General features: G+C 39.6%; 1 protein-coding gene. It reads left to right on the top strand.

Annotated features, from left to right (window positions below; translation table 11 throughout):
* Positions 1-1,909 (top strand): dynamin family protein (locus H6S82_RS31210; RefSeq protein ID WP_191057332.1); only part of this gene is annotated, 1,909 nt, incomplete at both ends.

Genomic DNA, 1,909 nt, shown 5'->3' with positions numbered 1-1,909 from the left:
TCTCACTCCGCCTGTAATTTTTCTAGCTGCTTTGGTAACGCTTCTGTTAGGCGTAATCTATGTAGATGGTGTAGTGACAGCGCAGGAAAAGCAACGGCTGCAAGCCACTCTCAACAGATTTGTTCCTACAGAGGGTAACGTGCGTCAATTAATACAGCTAATGTTGAAGGGAGCCGGACAGCTACAGATTTACAAAAAATCCAGTGAGTTAGTGATCCTGATGGCTCCGCTTACTGCACCACAAAGGCTGTTGCTGCTTGGCTTTGGCTATCAAATGTCAGCCGCAGACGGAGACATGGACGCTCGCGAGAAAAAGTATTTGCAGGTCATCGCCAATAATTTAAAAGTTGACCCTCGATACTTAGCAGTCTTAGAAGCTAGCTTCAGTCATCAAGGAGTCGTGGAACCAAATGCTTTAGAAGAGGTACAATCTCTACTCGACCCTGCTCGGTTCCAAGAACTAGATACTATATTTTTGGAGGCTGCTAGCGAACTGCTGGCAGTTCTACCTACTAAACCAGAACCCAAAGCGACTCAACAAAAGCGTTCTTTTTCTTACGAACAACTAAAAGAATTCCAAAAATCGCGAGAGCAAATAGACAATTTATGTCATCAGTTTTATCAAATAATTAAAGATTGTGTAGATAATGAGTTTCTACCTTACACTCTTCCAGATGAGATAGGAAAAATATCTCATAAATTACAATCTCAACGCTTCCGAGTAGCAGTTATCGGAGAGTTTAGCCAAGGCAAATCAACTTTATTGAATGCTCTGCTTGGTGAAGAGATTCAACCTGTAAGGGCGATTCCCTGTAGCGGTACGGTGACAGTCCTCAGATATGGAGCGCAAAAACGGGTAATTTGCTGCTATAAAGATGGACGTAAAGAAGACATTCCATTTGACCAATATAAAATTAAAGCAGCTATTTCTAAAGAAGCAGCCCTAGAGCATCGCAGCGAGGAGCTTTCAAACTCTAATCTAGACGAAATTATTTTTGAGCATCCTGACTTGGATTTATGCAAAAGCGGTGTAGAAATCATTGATTCACCAGGATTAAACGAACACCCAGAAAGAACTGCTATTACTCAAAAATTGCTTAAGGATACAGACGCAGCTATTTTTCTGACCAATGCTATGCGTCTTTTGCCTGAAAAGGAAAAAGAATTGTTACAGGATGTCAGAAATCAACTGAATGGGGGAAAAGAAGACGAACCTGCCGAAAATTTATTTATAGTAGTTAATTTCATGGATTCCTTGGATGATGAACAAGATCGCCTTGATGTGAGACAGCGACTTGAAAGTTTTGTCAGGGATAAAAATCTACTTGCAGGTAAAAACCGCATTCACTACATTTCGGCTAAGGCTGCATTGAAAGCAATTTTGGAAGGAAAGCAGAATGAATATCTCAAAGACTTTCAGGCTTTCACTAACTCGATCGAGCAATTCCTGACTGTTGAGCGTGGCTCTCTACAAATAAAGAAATTCGTTAGTAAAATTAAAGATTTAATTGACTCAGGGTTAGATGGACTAACTCAAGCGGTAGAAGTTGTAGATGGAAAAATAAAAATTTCTGAAAGTCAAAAGCATGAAATATTAGAAAAAATTGGCGCAGCTAGTGGACGAGATGTGAAAATTCGTTTGTTAGCAGATCAACTGATAGAAAAAGTGTTAGAAGAGGCGGCTGAATCTTGGAATGAGTGGTATGAAGGATTAGGCGACCGGATGATTGAAAGAGCCGAGAGATGGCATTCTGAACATAATCCGGCTTGGAGTCAAGACAAACTGATCAAAGATTATATCAATCAGTTCTCTAGAGATTTGTCAAGAGAAATCGATAATTGGGGAAATCAACAACTTAGAGATGTTATATTAAAGCATAACATTAAAGTTTTAGATGAAAATATTGAA

Origin of the sequence: Planktothrix sp. FACHB-1355 (genome assembly GCF_014748295.1) — a bacterium.
Classification (GTDB): domain Bacteria; phylum Cyanobacteriota; class Cyanobacteriia; order Cyanobacteriales; family Aerosakkonemataceae; genus Aerosakkonema; species Aerosakkonema funiforme_A.
This window is presented reverse-complemented; position numbering and strand designations above follow the sequence as displayed.